This is a genomic window from Vreelandella sp. 162(4c), from assembly GCF_058152265.1.
This window is the reverse complement of record NZ_CM176981.1, coordinates 3,760,462-3,776,231: the sequence shown is the minus strand read 5'-3', so window position 1 is coordinate 3,776,231 and position 15,770 is coordinate 3,760,462. Positions and strand designations below refer to the sequence as shown.

Here is a 15,770-nt window from a genome sequence, read left to right as displayed (position 1 = left end):
CCCAACGACAAGGAGTTCGTATGCCCGCCAGGGAACGCTATCCACACCTGCCTAAAGCGGTTGAATACGCCCATATTGGTTGGGATTTTTTTATCCTGGCGCTAGTGGTGATTAATCTATCGCTACTGCTGTTTGATTCGCTGTTTCTGCTTGACCCTATTAACCAGGGCATCGCCAACCTCGCCCCCGGTTTTCACACCTTCTACGATGACGTGATTCATAGCCGTTTTATCACCATCGACCTGGTATTTGTCAGCTTTTTTATCGCCGACGTACTGCTGGGCTGGTCAATCGCGATTGCCGAGCGGCGCTACCACCGCTGGTTTTTCTACCCCTTCGTGCACTGGTACGATGTGCTGGGCTGCATTCCCCTCGCGGGCTTCCGACTACTGCGTATTTTACGCGTTGTATCGTTAATCAATCGGCTGCATCGCCTCGGCCTTATTGATGTTACCCACTGGTACATCTATCAATTTGTGGCCAAGTATTACGACATTCTGCTTGAGGAGCTTTCCGACCGCATCGCCCTGCGTCTATTGGGCAATGTACAGCAGCAGATACGCGCCAGCGATTCGCTGACCGAGCGCGTGATTGAACGTGTGATCATGCCCCGCAAAGCTCAGCTGATTCATGAGATCGCTCAGCGGCTGGAGAGCACTATCGGCAAAGCCTACCAGCACAACCGCCAATCCATTATGGCGGCAATCAGTGATTTAGTTAGCCGCACGCTACGGGAAAGCCCCGAGATTCAGCGCCTTAATCGCCTGCCCATGGGGCAGCAGGCCACCAGCGCGATGGAAGCATCACTCAGCGGCGTTGCTCAACGGCTAGTCGATGAGCTGCTGCTAGGCATTCATTCGGATGAGTTTAGGCAGTTAGTGGAGCGCACCGCCGACAGCGGCTTCGACACCTGGCTGACGGTTGACGAAGGCAGCAATCGGGTCACCGAGCAGGTGCTGTACGACGTCCTCGAAATGCTTAAAGACCAGGTGCGCCACCAGGGCTGGAAAGACCGCTACGAGTAATTCACAAAGTGACAGGGGCTAATGGGCGCTCGGTTAAACAGGCGGCGACGATACTCAATGCCTGAATCAGTTCACTGCGATCCGCCGCGGCCCCAACACATAGCCGAATCGCTTGGGGCGCTGGCGTGCTCCCGACACAAAAGGGCTCTGCGCTGCTGACCTTAACGCCCCGCTGCAGTAGCCGTTCACACAGCTCTACGGCCCGGCTCCCCTCTGGCAGCGCAAGCCATACATTGCTGCTGTGCGAACGCCCGCTTAAGGAAAAATCTTTTAGCCATTCGGCAGCCAACTGCTGACGCTCCGCGAGCTCCTGAGTTTGCCAGGTAAGTAATTTTTCCGCCGCGGGCTGATTAATCCAGTGGCAAACCACATCGACCATTAGCGGTGGCACCATCCAACTCTGAGCGCGAAGGCCTGTCGCTAACCGCTCGTGCAAGCTTTTAGGCGCACGCAGTACGCCAATTCGTAGCCCACCCGCCAGCACTTTAGCGGTACTAAACACAAACAGCGTGCGCTCCGGCGCAAGCCTGTAAAGGGGTGTACCGCGCTGCTCAGCGGGTAGATACTGCACGCCATCTTCAATCAGCCAGATATCGTAGCGCCGTGCCAACGTTACCAGTCGCTCGCGGCGCGATTCGCTTAAACACGCGCCGGTGGGGTTGTTCTGTTCCGGCGTTAGATAAATCGCTCTAGGTGGCTGCCGGGCACACTGCGCCTCAAGCAGATCCATGCGCATCCCTTCACTGTCTTGACCAATGCCTACCAACTTTAGATGCCCCTGCTGCGCAGCGCTGATGGCACCGGGATAGGTCAAGGCATCAGCAGCCAACAGCTCGCCCGGCCTTAGCAAGGTGCTGAGCGCCAAACTAAGGCCATGCTGCCCACCCTGGGTAATGAGCAGCTCATCGGCCATCAGCGGCATACCCAAAGTATTTAACCAGCGAGCGAGTACTTCACGATGCTCATGACGCCCCTGGGCCTGTTGGTAAGTAACACCACGTGCTAATGCTGCCCCGGATTGACTTAAAGCGACCAGCGCTTCGCTCAACAGCGTCTGCCGCAACGGGTGGGGCGGTGGCAGGCTAAGGCTTAAATCGATCACACCGGCCGTTTCGTCAGCGGGAAACGTCAGGCTAAAAGCATTGTTTTGGTCTTGGCTCTTCACATAGGTGCCGCTACCCACCCGTGCCGACACCCAGCCATTGCGTTCAGCCTCAGCGTACCCCCGGGTTACCGTGCCAATGGTCACACCTAGCGCATCCGCCAAGCGGCGCTGGGGCGGCAATCGCTCCCCTGGCAGTAGTGTTCCCGCCTGGATAGCGGCTTCAATGGCACTGGCAATAGCGCGGTAACGTGAACCAGAAAATTCAGCTAGCGAAGGCACCCACATTGTCATGGTGACAATAAAACCTTTGACGTCAATTTAAACCCCATTATGCTAGCAAAATCGGCAACAAAACAATCCTTATCACCAAATTGTATGGATACAATAAATGAATAGCGAATGGGTAATCCTCGGTCCGGCCGCGCTCTATATGATGTCGATGACGCTTACCCCAGGGCCGAACAACGTTATGCTTACCGCCTCTGGCGCTAACTTCGGCTTTAGGCGTACGCTGCCGCATATGTGGGGGATTTTAGGCGGCTGCTTTTTGTTGTTTGCAGGTATAGCACTGGGCTTGGGCGTGCTGTTTGAACGCTACCCGGCGATTCAAACGGCACTGCGCTGGATAGGCAGCGCGTATTTGCTCTATTTGGCTTGGAAAATTGCCAGCGCCCCGCCGCCCAATCTTAAGGCGCAGACCCATAGCGTACCCTTTACATTTTGGCAGGCAGCGGCGTTTCAGTTTGCCAATCCTAAAGCGTGGGTAATGGGGCTGGCGCTGATGGCGGGTTTTCTGCCCGAAAGCGGTCAGCCGATAGTCAACGCGCTAGTGCTGGCGGGCTTTGCTGAACTAGTGGGACTACCGTGCATCGCTTTGTGGGCCGCCTTTGGCACGGCGATTGGGCAGTGGATCAAAACGGAGGCCGCGTGGCGGGCGTTCAATATCACCATGGGGGCATTGACCGCCGCCTGCGTCGTGCTGATTTTAGGTTAGCCTGAAAACGAGCTGTGCTCGGCTACCGTTAGCCGCAGCGCAGCGCTTCAATGCCGTCTTGATCATCAAGATGGATATTTAAGCGATCCGGACGGTGATCCATGGTGGCCATACTACCAGGGCGCAGCACGCGTACTTGCCGAGCGCCGCTATCGCTTTGTAACTGCGCAACGTTAGCCTCGTCGAAGGGCTCACCGATAGCGGATTGGATAGCGTCTAGATCACAGCTGGCAGCCTGCTCACCACTGGAACCGTTCGGCGCTACCGTTGGCGGCGGTGGCGCTGCGTCTACGTCGTCGTTGGCAGGGGAAATCGGCATTTGGGAACTAACGCAGGCCGTTAACAACAGTGCACAAGCGCTAACAGCAGCGAACTTAGCCAGAGTAATACGGGGTTTCATCCTTGAATCTCCAAAAATAGGGGCATGGAAACCGGTTATAAAAACCAACGGGCCGGGCGTTAGCCTAGCCCGTAGGATACCACTTGCTTTAAAACACAGTCTTACTTAATTATTCAGCGGCATCTTGGACGGCTTTACCGCCCTCTTGCACATCCTGACCAGCGCCAGAGATGGTGTTACAACCAGTTAGAACACCCGCTGTCATCAGCAGCATAAAGCTCATGGCCAATAATTTTTTCATTTTCCGTTCTCCTTAACGAGTCATTCAACATCGGGAAACTCCACTGGCAACGTCATTTGCCTCTTGGGAGTTTTTTCAGGGTAACAGCGTTTTGGCAATCGCGCTCGCTTTCCCTACGTCGCTTCGAGGCGACTATACTAGCAATTACCTAAACCCTTGCCCGGAGCCTATCCTTTGATCAAATTCGAGCTGGATGAACGCCTTGCCGCCGACACCTTCCCCATCGCAGACCTTCCGCTAAGCCGCGTGCTATTAATGAATGACGCACGCTATCCCTGGGTGATTCTAGTACCGCGCCACGCCTCTATTAGCGAAGTATTTGAGCTTCCTGCTGACGACCAGCAGCAGCTGTGGCGGGAAGCCACTCAGCTAGGTGAAGCAATGAAAACAGCGCTTGAGGGGGACAAAATCAATATTGCCTCGCTAGGCAATGTGGTTAGCCAACTGCATGTACACGTTGTGCTTAGACGGCACAGCGATGCGACCTGGCCGGCACCGGTATGGGGCAATGGCAGCCCCGAACCCTACGACCTGGATGGCCAGGCGCAGTTACGGGATCAGTTACTGGCACTTATCGACGGGCTTGATATATAGACGACTTTTACCCCGTTAATGGGTGGCCTTGACGAGCAGGTGGCTCATTGAGGAGCGGCCCACTGGCAGGCTGTGCGACGCCCGCAACACTAAGCGAAATCCCTATTACTACTATCAGCGCACCACCGGCCAAGGCCACCCAGCCGGTGGCTTTTTGTACGCTGCGCTGGCTGTACTGCTGCTTGGATAAGCGCCGCTGCGCCCAGCCACGGGCAAAAATGCTCGCCAGGGCAAGCGCTGATACGGTTATCCCAGTGCCGATCGACATGGCCACTACCGATGCTACCCCCACCTCAAACTGACCCAGCAAGCTGGCTGCCCCCAGCATTAATACCGCCCCACTACAGGGACGCATACCAATGGCGCCGACCGTCATCATCGCCGTACGCCAATCTAACGCCTGATGCGGTTCAATATGGTGAGCACCACCGCAACAGTGGCTGTGGTCATGACCATGGCTATGTTCGTGGTTTGGATTATGTTCATGGTCTTGATTATGTTCATGGCCTGGGCTGTGCGAATGAGCCGCTCGCTCCGGCTGATAGGCTCGCCGCAACTGCTTGACGGCCCGCCAGCATAGCCACGCCCCTAACGCCGCCACCAGCAGAAAACTAGCCTGCTCTACCCAGGCAACGCTACCCATGGCCTGCCGGGTTATCCAGCCTAGGCCGTAAACCAGCACAACGACCAGCGCAATGGCGGTCACGCCTTGCAGTAAGGAGGCAGCAAAAGAGAGCCCCAAGGCGCGCTTTACCGCACCGCCGTGGGAGGCTAAGTAGGTCGCCAAGACGGCTTTACCGTGCCCCGGCCCGGCGGCATGAAAGACGCCATAAGCGAAGCTAATGCCTAGCAGGCTCACCCAGGTCGCCATGGTGGGGGTGCGCGACAGTTCGGTAATCGCCAGCGTTAGCGAACGGTGCAGATCACGCTGCCAACCAAGTAGCTGATAGCTCACGCTCTGAAACCCGCCTTGCCAAACGATGATGAGCACTGCTGCGGCTAGCAGAAGACCCAGCATTAACCCTAATTGACGTGTAAAGGGCCGTGTTAAAAACATTTAACCGCTCCACCGAAAAAGTTGTTATAAAGTAACAAGACCATAAAATAGCACGGCTCTGCCTGTTTTCGAACAGCGCCTAGCGACAATCAACTTGGCCGGTTTCGGCAAAATAGCGCCCCAAGCCGGGCTCACCACTCTCATCTTTATCGAGCAGCGCCGCTTGCATCACCAACTCAGGGTCGGGATCAGCGGGGAGAATAGACAACTCACAGACAGGCTCACCGTGAAGTATCAGTGCATCATCCCGTGGCTGGCCACCCTCCTCCTCGTGCACCACTTCGATGTAGTAGGTGGGGTCAAACACTTGGTAGCTAAGCATGGCATCTGTCAGCGGTTGGGGCGCTTCCAGCGGCAGGATAAACATAAAGGTAAGCCGCCCATCCCGCTCCATGGCGGTATATTCGCTTACCTCACCCAACGCCTGGCGTTCACCATTAATACTCACTTCGGTTAAATAGTGCTGCGCGGCGAGATTATCGCGAATCTCTTTGCCAAGCTGATCCAGCCCCTCCTCTAGACTGGCGTTTTCCAACTGCTGTAGTTCTTCAAAAACGACCAGGCTGTAGAAGGGATCCATCCGCCAGGTTTGATGCAGGCCACTCACCATGCCTTGATCATCGGTGATGACCCGCACACTCAGGTCGATCCAGCCGTGAGGGTGGGCACGGGCATCGGGGCTGACCACAAAGCTACTCATACCCAAGCAAACGGCTACTGCGGTACCCGCCCACTTCATGGCGCGACACCTAATTTATGTTGCAAGGCGACAAGCCAAGGGTCGAGCAAATAGGGCGGCAAGGGCTGACTTCCCTTCAGCGCCGAAACACGTACGCGGCTGCCCCTGCCCTCTTCGCTTACCTGCAGTTGCAGGCGATACTCCGGCCAGCGGGCAAGGGATGCCTCGGCGCGCCCCAACGACAGATCCGCATGGCGTACCACATAGCCCTGCTCCACCATCAATTCCACGGCTTCGCGGAAGGTTTCCTCTGAAGAGGTAGCGTAAACCAGTTCACGGGGTTCCAAAGGCGTTGTCGTCGCGCAGCCAACCAATCCCCCCAGTAGCCCGATTAACAACCAGTGGCGCATTTTCATAACGGCCTCCCGGTCGCAGGGGCGGTTTGCGTAAAACTGGTTTGAAAGCGCTGACAGAAATCGTCGTTGCTAGCACTGTAGGATTCACGCAGATCACCCCAGTGATCGAAGCGGCGAATATCTCGGGATATACGTATATGCGCGTCATCCACCAGTAGCGACACACGCTCCACCTCCACCGGCTGCTGGCCCACGCCACCGCCATAACCAATCCCCCCGATGCCAAAACCGACACCGGAACCACCGCGCCCTATGCCCACACCACCAAACAGGCGCATTCCACGCCCATAGCTGTAGGCATCATCGTAAGGATCATAATAGCCGTGCAGTGGCCGTTCGCGGCTGGCGCTGATCAAGCCCAGGGAAGTATCGGTAGAGTTCAGGGTAAACCCCCACTCGGTGAGCACCTCAACGCTGGTTTCCAGCGCCTGCTCATGGATGGCGGGGAAATAGCACGAAGCCGCTGGCGCTGGTTCCGCTTGGGGCAGACGGTCAGGAACCACTTGGCAGCCAGCAAGTACCAGCAGACAGGTTAAGCTTATGGGTATCGACTTCATATTAGTCCCTCTAAATGGGCGAGGCCGCTGGTTTGGCGCAGGCTAGCGCGCTAAGCTCGCCAAAGGTGGCCATACTTAACTGACATTGTAGGGTAATGAAGACACCGTATTGAAGACACCGTTTTGCGGAGATCGTGCTAATGAATGTTTTGCTTTGCCCCGACAGCTTCAAAGATGCACTAAGCGCCCAAGACGCCGCAACTGCCATGGCGCGGGGCGTGCAGCGCGCTGCACCTGAGGCGCACATTCAAGTCTGCCCTTTAGCGGACGGCGGCGAAGGCAGTCTAGACGCACTCATCGCCGCGACTGGTGCCGAGCGGCGCCAGCTAAACGTTCAAGATGCCCTGGGTCGCCCTCGTCAAGCAGCCTGGGGATGGCTGAGCGACCAGCGTACCGCGTTTATTGAGCTGGCTGAAGCCAGCGGATTACAGCACTTAGCGGCCGACGAGCGTAATGCGCTACACACCTCTACCTTTGGGGTGGGTGAACTACTGCTGGCGGCACTGGATCAAGGTGCAGAAAAAGCGCTGCTGCTGCTTGGCGGCAGCGCCACCAATGACGGCGGCGCAGGCATGCTGCAGGCACTGGGCGCGCGCTTTTTAGATCAACACGGCGAACCGCTTCCCCCCGGCGGCGCGGCGCTTAACCAATTGGCTAGCTTAGAACTCGATGGGCTAGACCCGCGGTTAGCCAAGTTTAGCCTGGAAGCCGCCGTTGATGTGGACAACCCGCTGCTGGGCGAACGCGGTGCCAGCGCGGTATTTGGCCCGCAAAAAGGAGCATCACCTGAAGAGGTCGAGCAGTTGGATCGTGCGCTGGGTCACTTCGCCGATATCAGCGCTCATGCATTAAGCGATGATTATCGAATGCTACCGGGCGTAGGGGCCGCGGGCGGTATGGGGTTTGCGGCCAAGGCTTTTTTAAATGCCACGCTAAAGCCCGGTATTGAGATGATTATGCAGCAGGCCGGCATGGCTTCGCTGTTGGCCCGTGCCGACCTGGTGATTACCGGCGAAGGCCGTTTGGATGGGCAGAGCCTGTCGGGTAAAACGCCCATCGGCGTTTCCCGTGCTGCCAAACGTCTCCACAAACCCGTCATCGTGCTGGCGGGCAGCCTAGGCGATGGTTGGCAAGCCTGTTTTGATGAAGGCGTCACCGCCGCTTTCGCGTTAGCCGATGGCCCCATGACGTTAGCTGACGCACTACCGCGCACCGCTAAACTGCTGGAAGCGCGCTGTGAAAGCCTGCTTCGTCTGTGGGTACACAGACCTTGAAATGTATGTAGACCTTGAAAAAAGCTCTCGCCGCCAGCATCTATTAAATCAGCAAAGGGTAACGAAAGTGGCTTAATGTCGAAGCACCAATGGCAAAGCGCTAATTTCAAAGTTCTAATTTCAAAGTTCTATTTCAAAGATCTATGGCCGCGATGCAAAAAACTTGTTTTGCATCGCTACAGTTACACCCTATTCTGAAAGCACGCATCAACCGCCGCCTACTGTGGCATAAACACTGCGGCATAAAGAGGAAGCAGGATATGACTGACACCAACAGCATTGGCCTACACGAAGGTAGCGCTAGTCAACTCGCAGAAAAGCTCAACCACCTGCTGGCCAATTACCAAATTTTCTATATGAACGTACGCGGCTACCACTGGAATGTTCGCGGTAGCGACTTTTTCGAGCTGCACGCCAAGTTTGAAGAGTTCTACACCGACCTGCTGACCAAAGTGGACGAGGTTGCCGAGCGCATCCTGACCCTGGGTCACAAGCCGGTACACGCCTACAGCGACTACGTAACGCTGTCGCGCATTCAGGAAGATAAAGACGTTCACGATGGCACCACCTGCGTCAAAGGCGTGCTGAAAGGCTACCAAACCATCATTGAGCTGCAGCGTGAGCTGCTGGCGCTTGCCTCTGACGCCGACGATGAAGGTACCGCGGCGCAAGCCGGTGACTACATTCGCGAGCAGGAAAAAACCATCTGGATGCTCAACGCCTATTTAAGCAAGTAAGCGTCATCTTTTGATGTAAGAACGGCACCGTCTATGAACTGCACCCCAAAAGTTGGACGCTCATCCAACGATTGGGGTGTTTTTCATGACGAAACATAATGAAGCGTTCAAGTTACTAGTAGTGCAACGCTACGCAGAAGGACAGCAGGGTTACAAGAGTCTGGCCAGACAGTACGGTCTTGGCCCTACAACCGTCAGGCGTTGGGTTAAACACTTTGAACAGCATGGTCTAAGTGGCTTGCAGAAAAAGTTCACCCACTACAGCGCTGAGTTCAAATTAGCGGTGTTGCAACAGATGAGGCAAGAGGAGCTATCAGCCTTACAAGCGACGACTCTGTTCGATATTCGAGGTGGTACGAGCGTCGTACGGCAGTGGGAAAGCCAGTATCATGAAGGAGGCTTCCAAGCGTTGGAGCCTAAAGCCCGAGGACGTCCGACGAAGATGCCTACAACAGAGCCCCCAAAGCCCCCACTTCCACTGACGGATAAGAGCTCGCTGGAGCAGCTGCTCCAAGAGAATGAGTACTTGCGTGCTGAGGTGGCCTACCTAAAAAAGTTGAGGGCCTTGCGTCAGGCAAAAGAACAAGCCGCGCAGAAAAAGCGCAGATAGTCCTTGAGCTGAAGCAAGGCCACCCTTTGGCGGTGCTGCTAAAAGTAGCAGAATTGTCGCGTAGTACGTTCTATTATCAGGCAAGGGCTCAGCAGTTGGAAGATCGGCATGCTGGTCTGAAGCGACGCATTCACGTCCTCTACGAGCATCACAAAGGCCGCTACGGTTATCGCCGAATCACAGCAGCGTTGCGTCAGTCGGGCGAGCAGGTCAACCATAAGACAGTCCAGCGCCTAATGCAGCATCTAGGCTTGAAGTCGCTGGTACGCCCGAAGAAATACCGCTCCTATCGTGGACAACAGGCCAGTGTTCCCAATCTTCTTGCCCGCCAGTTTCATGCTGAACGACCCAACCAAAAGTGGGTAACCGACGTCACGGAGTTTAATATCCGAGGCGAAAAGCTGTACTTGTCGCCTGTGATGGATCTCTACAACGGGGAAATCGTGTCCTACTCAATGCAGAAACAGCCGCAGTACTCGCTGGTAGGGGGGATGCTCAAGAAAGCCTTGGCTAAGTTGGCCGACCAAGACGCGCCTTTACTGCATTCTGATCAAGGCTGGCAATATCAGATGTCAGCTTACCGGCGTAAGCTCAGCGAGCATGGCGTGATTCAGAGCATGTCACGTAAAGGCAATTGCCTGGATAATGCCGCAATGGAGAGCTTCTTTGGTACGCTGAAGTCAGAATATTTTTACCTGAACCGCTTTGACACCATTGAGCAATTACAGGCGGGCATTCGGCACTATATCCATTACTACAATCACGAGCGGATTAAGACCAAATTAAAAGGCCTGAGTCCGGTGCAGTACCGAAATCAGGCCTTGGCTGCTTAGTTTTTCACTGTCCAAGTTTATGGGGTCAGTTCATCTAGGTGCCGTTTTTGTATTCGCGTAGGAGAACTAGCGCTGATCGGCAAGATCTTCAATCAGCGCCCGCAGCATTGACCAAAACTCCTCCACAGAGGCGATCTCTACCCGCTCATCCGGCGAATGGGCGCCGCGAATCAGCGGGCCAAAAGAGATCATATCCAAATGCGGGTATTTGCCGCCAAGAATGCCGCACTCGAGCCCGGCATGAATCACCTTCACCTCCGGCTCACGGCCCAGCAGCGCCGCATGGCGGGCTTTAAAGGTCGCTAGAAGCTCGCCATTCGGATTCGGCGCCCAACCTGGGTAGCTGTTCTCAACTTTTACCCGTGCGCCGATCAATCCAAACAGCGCTTGAAAGCGATCCCCCATGGCCACCACCGCACTGTCGTGGAGTGAGCGTACCAGTGCGCAGAGATGTAACCGGCCATTTTCCAGGCTTAGCACGCCCAGGTTATTGGAGGTTTCCACTACGCCTGGCACATCCGCGCTCATCCGCTCGACGCCACAGGGGGCAGCGTGAAGCGCGGCCAGCAGCATAACGCTGGCGTCCAAGGTTAGCGGCTCCGCGTCGGGTATCTCAGTCAGACGTTGGGCGCTAATTTTAAGGCCGCTGTCGCCACTGCCTAACTCTCTTAACAGAATCGTTTCCAGCCCGGCGATAGACACCATGGCCGCATCCACTTCATCGGCGGGCAGCGCCACCTGGGCAAAGGCTTCCCGGGGAATCGCATTGCGCAAGGTGCCGCCTTGGTAGCTAATCAAGCGCGCATCAAACGCCTCGAGGGAGCGCAGCACTCTAACCAACAACCGGTTGGCGTTACCCAGCGGCTTATGGATATCCGCGCCGGAGTGGCCACCCTTCAGGCCGGTCAAGACGATTTCGATCACCCGTTCGTGGTCGCCAGCGGCGGCACTGGGCAGTTGGGCATCGACTTCAACGTCGGCCCCGCCCGCACAGCCAATATAGACCTGCCCCCGATCTTCGCTATCCAGGTTGAGTAGCAGCGAACCTTCGAGCCAATTTTCAGCCAGGTTCAGAGCGCCGCCCATGGAGGTCTCTTCTTCCAAGGTGAATAGCGCTTCCAACGGCCCGTGGCGTAAATCAGGGTCTTCCAGCACGGCGAGAATCGCCGCCACGCCCAATCCGTTGTCTGCGCCCAAAGTGGTGCCATCGGCGTGCAGCCAGCCGTCGGCCACATAGGTACTGATCGGGTCGCGGGTAAAGTCGTGAGCATGATCGCTGTTGGCCTGGGCCACCATGTCCAGGTGGCCCTGGAGTACCACGCCGGGCGCCTGTTCGCAGCCGGGAGAGGCTGGCTTAAGCAGGCGTAAATTACCGAAGGTATCCCGGTCGTGGGCGAGGCCTTGGGCATCGGCCCAGCTTTCGAGGGTAGCGACGAGTGCCGCCTCATGCCCAGAGGGGCGCGGCGTATTACAAAGCGTTCGAAAGTGGCGCCAAACCAAGGAGGGCTCAAGCGCGTCAAGATGTGCGTTCATAAAGACTCTTCGTTATCGGTAACCGATCTACTTTACCTCAATGAGGCTGTTGACAGCGAGGCGCAGGGATTTCACTGCGTCGCTATGAGCATCCGCCAGAGCGATATTTTGGAACGCCCAGGCAGATAATTGTTGATGTGCCTGCTGTTGTGTCTCAGTTAAAGCGCGGTGGCTGGCTACGTGGGCCAAGGCTTGCAGAGCCGAGCGGGCAAGAGCGGGGTCGCGATGGGCGGTCGCTACGTCCTCGATATCCTGCCACTCGCGGTCACTCAGTGGCATGCTTGGCATTTGAGCGAGCAGCACTACGAGCACTGCTGCGGGTAGCGCCTTGAGTTCAAAAGCCAGCAGAGCTGGGAGCGCCGTCTGGAAGCGCTCACTAAGATCAGCAAGCACCGCCTCGCCCTCTGAGTTCAACGCTTTGGCCACCATAACAGCGAACTCCCCGGTGGATGTCTCCCGAGTAATCCCTAAGCGTACCGGCGTAAAACCCAGCGCCAGCCAAAAGCGCAGCAGTGACGCTTCAGCGCCGAAGGTCGCGCCATAAAGTGCAGCACCTTGCTGCTTGGCAGCGTCCATATCCTCGCCTAGTAACGCTTGCCCCAAGCCTTGGCGTCGCCGCTCGGGGTGGGTAGCGATACGTACCACTCGACGCCAGCGGGCAGTCAATGCCTCACGGCTACCGGCATGGGTTGCCAACGATTGCGCCAACAAATGCCCCTGGGGACGTCGTTCACCGCGGGCGACCCGGTCGGCAAGAGTGGCCTCAAAGCCGCCCTCTTCACGGGTGACCAACACCGCTTGAGGCTCACCTGCCTGCTCAATCATGCGTAGCTGAGCACCCGGGCTGTCAAGCAGTTGGCGCAGGTCATTGGGAGAGGTGCGGTAGTGCGACTGTACCAGCAGCCCAAACAGCTTCTCCAACATAGCGTCTTGATGGGCGAGGCGAGCTCGATCAATCACCTTGGTTGCCACTGCGCTGCCATCCGTCTGAGCGCTGGGCAGCGGTGCTTTTAACAACAGCAGTTGATTGACCAGAGCTTCCAACGGGTCGCCGCTGCGCCAGCGGATCGGTGCGTTAAGCGTTAGCGCTTTCCACTGGGGCGTCAGGCGATCAAGGGTCGCGCGAAAGCGCAAGGCGAAGCCTCTTCCCGACCCCTCATAGCCGTGCACCGTGGTGGCAAAAGCAATACGCGGAAAGACCGCGAGCCACTGGCCCAACAGTGCAGCGGGAATCGCCGCCGCCTCATCGACCATTAGATAACTGCCATCACCGCCCTGCTGCTGAGAGTTAACCTGCTCGGTGAGCACATCCGGGGGTAAAAACATCAGTTCGCTGCCCTCGGCCAATACAAAGTGGCCGGTAGCGACACGTCGGCCATCCGGGCAGAGTGCCGCTACCCGCTCGAACACGCTCTCCACCGCACTCAGCCGCGGCGCGGTGAGCACTACTCGTTGGGCTTTGTGGGTCAGCAGCCGAGCACAGGCAATGCCCAGCGCGGCGCTTTTGCCGCGCCCACGATCAGCGGTTATTACCAACGGGCGGCGGCGCTTTAAGCCAACCAGCTGTGTCACTGCGTAGGCTTGGTCTGAAGTCAGGCAGTCGCTATCGCCACTTGCGGCTTCATCTGCTTTGCGCACAGGCAGTCGAGGTAGATACAGCGTCTGGTCAGCGCGCCAGCGTACTACCTGAGACGAGGCCTGCAACTGGCGCGCTAAGCGCGCCAGGTAGTGGCAGCTCAGCTCTGACCAGCGCCAAGGATGATCAGCAAAACGTGCGTAGTCTGGATCCGGTGACTCTCCCCACGGCTGCGGGGTGAGCAATACCAGCAAACCACCGGCGGTGAGCGTTCCCGCCAGCGCCCCCAAGGCTTCGGGATCAAACCCGGTGCGGTGGGTGTCGAGCACTACCAACTGGTGTTCTGCGCCCAGGCGCGTGCGCGCCTTGCGTGGCGACAGGTGTTCGCCCCCCACCCATAACGGCGCACTCCAGGGGTGGGCTTGCCATAAAGCCTGCGCAAGGGATTGGCACTGCTCGGCATCGCCGCTTAGCCACACAAGCTGGCGCCAGCGGCGGCGGGCCAAACGCTGCGCATGATGAACCAACGCCGCCACCATCCGCGCTTGCGGTTTATTCTCTAGCACATGGATATTTAACAAATGATTTCCTGCTCCAGCGCGACTGCTTCCCATCACGTTACCCTATTAAGTGTGTAAGTGTGCCGCTGAGCCTCTTATGGAGCGCTTATGCTACAACTTTGGTTGAACAATTTAACTCCTTTCAACGTTCTTGAGCGACGCAACTACTCATCTCGACGCTTAAAAAACAACATAACTATTTGTTTTAATTAAACCAATAGGGTTTTCCCATAAAAACCAACGGCTGAAATCTCTTACATTACTGATATTGCACTGCAGCGGGGTTGTTGTGCTAATTTAGCTCTGCAGCGCTAAAACCCATGTTTACGTAAACGTAACCCAGCAGCGCTGCACTTTCCTGCATCCAGGTACCCAACACTAATAACGCCACGCGCCAAACCAGGAAATACATCATGAAAACAATGAACAAATTTGCCCTCACCGGCCTTGCCGCTGGTATTGCCTTCGCTGCCTTAACGACCACCGCCCAAGCACAAGAAGAGTGGACAATGACCAGCACCTGGCCGGAAAACCTTGACCTGATCAAGATTGACCAGCACTGGGTGGAACTGGTCAATCAATTGGCGGGAGAAGAGCTACAGATCAATTTCCGCGCAGGCGGTACGCTGATGCCCGGCACAGAAGTATTTGACGCCACCGAAACGGGCAGCATTGAAGCCGCAGGCGACTGGCCGGGCTATTGGGCCGGCTTGAACCCCGCTTTTTCACCACTGGCCACGACCACCAGCCTGTTTAATGGCGTTGATTACCTTAACTGGATTCAGCAGTGGGGCGGCCGAGAGCTGTACGAAGAGATCTACGGCCAGTTCAACATGGTTTATCTGCCTTACGGCATTACCAACAATGAGTCGGGCTTTATGGGCCGCACCCCGATTGAAAGCATTGCCGACCTGGAAGGCAAGCGTCTGCGCCTTTCGGGCCGCGACCAGGGCCGCGTACTCGAAGAGCTGGGCGGCTCGCAAGTCACTCTGGCGGGTGGTGAAGTCTACCAAGCCATTGAACGCGGCGTTATCGATGCGGGTGAATTCTCCACCCCTGGCGTTGATTTCAATGCCGGTTTTGCCGAAGTGGCGGACTACTGGGCAACCCCCGGTTGGCACCAGTCTGCCAGCGTATTTGGCGTAATGATCAATAAAGACGCCTGGGATGCCCTCTCAGAAGAGACCCAAGAGACTCTGCGTATTGCGGCGGATGCCACCATGGCATGGTCACTGGCCTGGTCTGAGCGCCAGTCGACCGAAGCCACACAGAAGTTTATCGACGCGGGCGTCACGATCAATCAGTTCTCTGAAGAAGATTTGGCGCGCATTCAGGAAGTCACCAACGAGGTGATTCTGCGCGGTGCTTGCGAATCTGCTGACCACGCCAAGGTCTACCAGTCGATGATTGCCTACCTTGAGCACTACGCGACCTGGCGCGATGTTTCCGCTCCTTTCAACATGAGTCGCGTGATGGATAACCTGCCCTCACTGGAAGAGATCGAAGCCTGCCTGTAAGGCGCTTCTGTGCCGCCTTGGTGTTTGCCAGGGCGGTTTTTTTGTGCTGACCGCGGAGATCT

The 15,770-nt window shown here is 56.6% G+C and carries 16 protein-coding genes; 7 read left to right on the top strand and 9 right to left on the bottom strand.

Going from position 1 to position 15,770, the window contains the following annotated elements; genetic code table 11:
• Positions 1 to 20 precede the first annotated feature (20 nt).
• On the top strand, positions 21 to 1,025 hold the full coding sequence (locus AC4EYZ_RS17285) for a hypothetical protein (protein WP_041159404.1): 1,005 nt from the start codon (positions 21 to 23) through the stop codon (positions 1,023 to 1,025).
• Between the two features lies 1 nt (position 1,026).
• Here AC4EYZ_RS17285 and AC4EYZ_RS17280 read toward each other — a convergent pair whose 3' ends face one another.
• Positions 1,027 to 2,421: an aminotransferase-like domain-containing protein gene (locus AC4EYZ_RS17280; RefSeq protein WP_009287462.1), complete on the bottom strand. Its 1,395-nt coding sequence runs from the start codon at positions 2,419 to 2,421 to the stop codon at positions 1,027 to 1,029.
• A gap of 97 nt (positions 2,422 to 2,518) precedes the next feature.
• Between AC4EYZ_RS17280 and AC4EYZ_RS17275 the strand changes: the two genes are divergently transcribed.
• Positions 2,519 to 3,124, top strand: a complete 606-nt coding sequence (locus AC4EYZ_RS17275) for a LysE family translocator (protein WP_009287463.1) — start codon at positions 2,519 to 2,521, stop codon at positions 3,122 to 3,124.
• A gap of 28 nt (positions 3,125 to 3,152) precedes the next feature.
• Here the strand turns inward: AC4EYZ_RS17275 and AC4EYZ_RS17270 are convergent, their stop codons facing one another.
• Together AC4EYZ_RS17270 and AC4EYZ_RS17265 are read right to left on the bottom strand one after the other, a co-directional pair.
• Entirely contained in the window at positions 3,153 to 3,524 is a 372-nt protein-coding gene (locus AC4EYZ_RS17270; protein ID WP_027958627.1) for an I78 family peptidase inhibitor, read from the bottom strand.
• A 109-nt stretch (positions 3,525 to 3,633) separates the two neighbouring features.
• Positions 3,634 to 3,765 carry an entericidin A/B family lipoprotein gene (locus AC4EYZ_RS17265; RefSeq protein ID WP_027958626.1) on the bottom strand — a complete coding sequence of 44 codons (132 nt, stop codon included), beginning with the start codon at positions 3,763 to 3,765 and terminating at the stop codon, positions 3,634 to 3,636.
• Between the two features lie 174 nt (positions 3,766 to 3,939).
• Between AC4EYZ_RS17265 and AC4EYZ_RS17260 the strand changes: the two genes are divergently transcribed.
• Positions 3,940 to 4,359 carry an HIT domain-containing protein gene (locus AC4EYZ_RS17260; RefSeq protein ID WP_027958625.1) on the top strand — a complete coding sequence of 140 codons (420 nt, stop codon included), beginning with the start codon at positions 3,940 to 3,942 and terminating at the stop codon, positions 4,357 to 4,359.
• Positions 4,360 to 4,366: 7 nt separating this feature from the next.
• Here the strand turns inward: AC4EYZ_RS17260 and AC4EYZ_RS17255 are convergent, their stop codons facing one another.
• From AC4EYZ_RS17255 to AC4EYZ_RS17240, 4 genes are all read right to left on the bottom strand, one after another.
• Complete coding sequence (locus AC4EYZ_RS17255; RefSeq protein WP_009287464.1) at positions 4,367 to 5,416, bottom strand: nickel/cobalt transporter; 1,050 nt, start codon at positions 5,414 to 5,416, stop codon at positions 4,367 to 4,369.
• A 79-nt stretch (positions 5,417 to 5,495) separates the two neighbouring features.
• Positions 5,496 to 6,155 (bottom strand): DUF1007 family protein, encoded by a 660-nt coding sequence (locus tag AC4EYZ_RS17250; protein WP_190374671.1) that lies wholly within the window; start codon positions 6,153 to 6,155, stop codon positions 5,496 to 5,498.
• The gene (locus AC4EYZ_RS17245; RefSeq protein ID WP_027958624.1) at positions 6,152 to 6,511 is read right to left on the bottom strand and encodes a hypothetical protein; all 360 of its coding nucleotides are present in this window, start codon (positions 6,509 to 6,511) and stop codon (positions 6,152 to 6,154) included. The genes AC4EYZ_RS17250 and AC4EYZ_RS17245 overlap by 4 nt, the downstream gene beginning before the upstream one ends.
• Positions 6,508 to 7,068, bottom strand: a complete 561-nt coding sequence (locus AC4EYZ_RS17240) for a hypothetical protein (RefSeq protein ID WP_009287466.1) — start codon at positions 7,066 to 7,068, stop codon at positions 6,508 to 6,510. The genes AC4EYZ_RS17245 and AC4EYZ_RS17240 overlap by 4 nt, the downstream gene beginning before the upstream one ends.
• Positions 7,069 to 7,208: 140 nt before the next feature.
• Here AC4EYZ_RS17240 and AC4EYZ_RS17235 point away from each other — a divergent pair, with 140 nt between their 5' ends.
• The 3 genes from AC4EYZ_RS17235 (at position 7,209) to AC4EYZ_RS17225 (ending at position 10,522) form a co-directional block, all read left to right on the top strand.
• Complete coding sequence (locus tag AC4EYZ_RS17235) at positions 7,209 to 8,342, top strand: glycerate kinase (RefSeq protein ID WP_474193142.1); 1,134 nt, start codon at positions 7,209 to 7,211, stop codon at positions 8,340 to 8,342.
• A 260-nt stretch (positions 8,343 to 8,602) separates the two neighbouring features.
• Positions 8,603 to 9,079, top strand: coding sequence for a Dps family protein (locus AC4EYZ_RS17230; RefSeq protein ID WP_027958621.1), 477 nt, complete (start codon positions 8,603 to 8,605; stop codon positions 9,077 to 9,079).
• Between the two features lie 85 nt (positions 9,080 to 9,164).
• A protein-coding gene (locus AC4EYZ_RS17225; RefSeq protein WP_223827930.1) for an IS3 family transposase occupies positions 9,165 to 10,522 on the top strand; the annotation gives its coding sequence in 2 pieces (ribosomal slippage) (positions 9,165 to 9,644 and positions 9,647 to 10,522; 1,356 coding nt in all).
• Between the two features lie 66 nt (positions 10,523 to 10,588).
• Here the strand turns inward: AC4EYZ_RS17225 and AC4EYZ_RS17220 are convergent.
• Positions 10,589 to 12,055, bottom strand: a complete 1,467-nt coding sequence (locus AC4EYZ_RS17220; RefSeq protein WP_457548176.1) for an aminoacyl-histidine dipeptidase — start codon at positions 12,053 to 12,055, stop codon at positions 10,589 to 10,591.
• Positions 12,056 to 12,082: 27 nt separating this feature from the next.
• On the bottom strand, positions 12,083 to 14,170 hold the full coding sequence (locus tag AC4EYZ_RS17215; RefSeq protein ID WP_474191140.1) for a tRNA(Met) cytidine acetyltransferase TmcA: 2,088 nt from the start codon (positions 14,168 to 14,170) through the stop codon (positions 12,083 to 12,085).
• Positions 14,171 to 14,604: 434 nt separating this feature from the next.
• On the opposite strand from AC4EYZ_RS17215, the gene dctP reads away from it, so the two are divergent.
• Positions 14,605 to 15,708 carry a TRAP transporter substrate-binding protein DctP gene (gene dctP / locus AC4EYZ_RS17210; protein ID WP_009288576.1) on the top strand — a complete coding sequence of 368 codons (1,104 nt, stop codon included), beginning with the start codon at positions 14,605 to 14,607 and terminating at the stop codon, positions 15,706 to 15,708.
• Positions 15,709 to 15,770 lie beyond the last annotated feature (62 nt).